The sequence below is a fragment of the uncultured Gemella sp. genome, assembly GCF_963525875.1.
Lineage (GTDB): Bacteria > Bacillota > Bacilli > Staphylococcales > Gemellaceae > Gemella.
This window is the reverse complement of record NZ_CAURMG010000079.1, coordinates 1-3,203: the sequence shown is the minus strand read 5'-3', so window position 1 is coordinate 3,203 and position 3,203 is coordinate 1. Positions and strand designations below refer to the sequence as shown.

General features: G+C 31.0%; 2 protein-coding genes and 1 pseudogene. All 3 read right to left on the bottom strand.

All coding sequences use genetic code 11. The features are described from left to right. Window positions 1-2,024, bottom strand: a 2,024-nt coding sequence (locus tag RWQ73_RS07870) for an ABC transporter permease (RefSeq protein WP_314407832.1), incomplete at its 3' end; no start/stop codon positions are given. A gap of 1 nt (window position 2,025) precedes the next feature. Continuing rightward, window positions 2,026-2,778: an ABC transporter ATP-binding protein gene (locus tag RWQ73_RS07865; RefSeq protein ID WP_314407830.1), complete on the bottom strand. Its 753-nt coding sequence runs from the start codon at window positions 2,776-2,778 to the stop codon at window positions 2,026-2,028. A gap of 221 nt (window positions 2,779-2,999) precedes the next feature. Then, a pseudogene (locus tag RWQ73_RS07860) lies at window positions 3,000-3,203 on the bottom strand (ABC transporter ATP-binding protein); the annotation flags it as partial.

The following is a 3,203-nucleotide window of genomic DNA, read 5'->3' as shown; positions in this document are numbered from 1 at the left end:
TATTCTTTTATAATTCTATAGTAAATTTTTGATGTTATTGCATAAACTATTAGATAGAAGATTGCGAAGACTACGATCGTCACAGCAAGCGCCTGTAAGAATATGCTGCTATCTGTTATTAAGAATAATCTTAAGATTTTCTCGATAAATGGATATGCTACTATCGTATGTAGTGTCGCTATGATTAATGGTGAGAAGAAGATTAACAGTACTTGCGATCTTATTGATTGTTTAATCTGTTTATCTGTAATACCTACTTTTCTCATGATTTCAAAGTTACCTTTATCTTCATATCCTTCTGAGATTTGTTTGTAGTACATGATTACCACTTGAGATGTTACAAATATTAAACTTATGAACACCCCGATGAATAGGAATGATGCAAAGACTCCTCTAAATGTAAGTTTATTTTCATCTTTCCCTTCTATTTCTATTCCCACTTGTTTTTCTAATTTTTTAAAACTTTCGATTACCTTAGCTTCTTTAGTAGTGTCTTTAATATTAAATGCAACGTAGTTTTGAACTGTAGCTGTTCCAGTTGCTATACTTATTCCTCTACTATCTGGGTTTTGTTTACTAAGTTCGTCCATTCTCGCAGCTAATTGTGTAGCTATTTTTTCCGCTTCTTTATCATCTTTTACAACAACGTAGTAAGTATCAATAATATTCGCTGCTGCTGAACCTATTGCTCCTGGAAACTCTGATAATTTTTCTTTAATTTTATACTCACTACCATTTAGTGAAATAGTATTGTGGTCATAATTACCTTTTTTATCAATATGTAAGAAAATTTCGTTACTTTCTAATGTTTTATTTTTATTAGCTACCTTGTTATAATCTTTTAATTCAAGGACAGTTATCATTTTCACATTAGCTAAGTCAACCCCTAGATTAGCTTCTGCCTTGAATTTATCATTCGATAGTCTTCCTACCATCGGTACTGAATTATATGAAACCATATCTTCCACTTCAGTTCCCGCTTCTTTAGCTGCTGTTTTTGCATTATTTTCAATTTCTTTCAATTTATCACTAGTAGAATGATAACCTGCGACCATTAATTGTTTTGGAAATCTTTCGTTGTAAGATTTTTCCATACCTGCATATAACGCTGAAGTTGTTCCCATAGTTACAAGAACCATTGTAGATAATATACAGATATTCGCTAATCCTACCGCATTTCTCTTCATTCTGTATAATAATCCAGAAACGCTGATGAAGTTTTTAGGTTTGTAGTAGAAGTTTTTATTGTTTTTCATGATTTTTAGTACTGTAATACTTACTGCCATGAACACTAAATATGTACCTATAATTACTGCAATTACGGCAAAGAAGAATACTGTTATTGCTTTTATAGGATTTTCTACCGTTTGCGCTGTATAATAACCATAACCGATTAATGCTAAACCGATTATCGCTAAAATCCATCTTGATTTCGGTTCTTTTTCACCTTTATTTTCATCTTTTAATAGAGCTACTATTCTAAGTCTAGCTATTTTTATAACAGTATAAAGTAATAATAAGAAGTATATTCCTCCGAATAATAATACTGAGAATACTATAGCTATCGGCGTAATACTAAAACCGAAAGTAACCGTTGCTGAGAATAATTTCAATAGTATTAACAGCATAAGTTTATCGAATAAAATACCTAATCCAATACCCACTACTATGGTAGTTATCGCGATAAAAATCGTTTCTAGCACTAAAATTTTCGCTATTTGTTTTTTTGTCATACCTAACACGGCATACAATCCAAATTCTTTTACCCTACGTTTTACTAAAAAACTGTAAGTGTAAAATAAGAATATTGTAGAAAAAATCGCTATTACAATTATTCCCAGACTTAATACCTGTTTTGTCGCCTCAATACCGTTTGGAAGTTTGTTTAAGTTATCCCCAAATGCCAGAGATGACAAAATATAAAACGACATTATTGTGAAAATTGTAGATAATACATAAGGTATTATAAATCGTTTGTTTTTTACAAGGTTATTTAAAGCAAATTTGCTATAAAAGAAGCTCATCTTACTCACCTGCCTGCATTAAAGTTAACGTGTCATTAATTTTTTGGAACATCTCACTCGTAGTCGCATTTCCTTTTCTAAGTTCATGGAAAACTACCCCATCTTTAATAAATAATACACGTTTAGCACGAGCTGCTGTTTTCACAGAGTGCGTAACCATAATTATTGTTTGTCCTACATTATTAAGTTTTTCAAAAACTTCTAACAGTTGATCTGTTGATTTTGAATCCAATGCTCCTGTGGGTTCATCCGCTAAGATTAATGCTGGATTCGTAATAATCGCACGAGCTACAGCAACCCTTTGACGTTGACCACCAGATACTTCATATGGGAACTTATTGATTAACTTATCAATTCCTAAAGGTTTAGTTACTTTCTCTAATCTTTGTTCCATATCTTTATATTTTTTATTAGCTAGCACTAACGGTAATAAGATATTATCTTTTATAGAGAAATTATCCAGTAGGTTAAAATCTTGGAAGACAAATCCTAGATTGTCACGACGGAAATTCGCTAAGTCTTTATCTTTCAACTTGCTTAAATCTAAATTGTTTAAATTCACATTTCCTGACGTTGCTTTATCGAATGTTGCGATAATATTTAATAAGGTAGTTTTACCGCTTCCGCTTTCTCCCATAATCGCTACATATTCACCATTATCTACTGCAAAATTTACATTTTTTAACGCTTCTGTACTTTGAGTACTTAATCTTGTTGTATAAACTTTTCTTACATTGTTGACTTCTAATAACATTTTTATCACTCCTGAATTCTTTTTATTTTATCTTATCTTCCTAGTTCGAACTTTTCTACAACTTCCTCGTTGTTTATATTTATATTCTACCTTACTTTTCTTACAGATTCTATCGATTTTCCTTACAAAAAAGCTCCCAACCTTACACTTTTGTAAGATTGGGATATTTATTACTTTTTATTTGACTTCAAAAATGGCTAGCAAATTTATTTCCTAGGAAATTATAATCTCAATACATTTGTGAATCTTTGTTCAGAGTTATTATCTAGTCTGTGCGTTATTAGAATTACAGTTAATTCTGGATTAGTTAATAGAAGTTCTTCTATTTTTTCTGCATTATCCTTATCTAAATTAGACGTTATCTCATCTAACAGCACTACTTTTTTCTCTCTAATAATTCCACGAGCTAGGGCTATTCTTTGTTT

What these genes read in the sequence shown, in the direction of transcription:
- RWQ73_RS07865 (WP_314407830.1), bottom strand. Translation starts at nt 2,778, where the DNA reads ATGTTATTAGAAGTCAACAATGTAAGAAAAGTTTATACAACAAGATTA.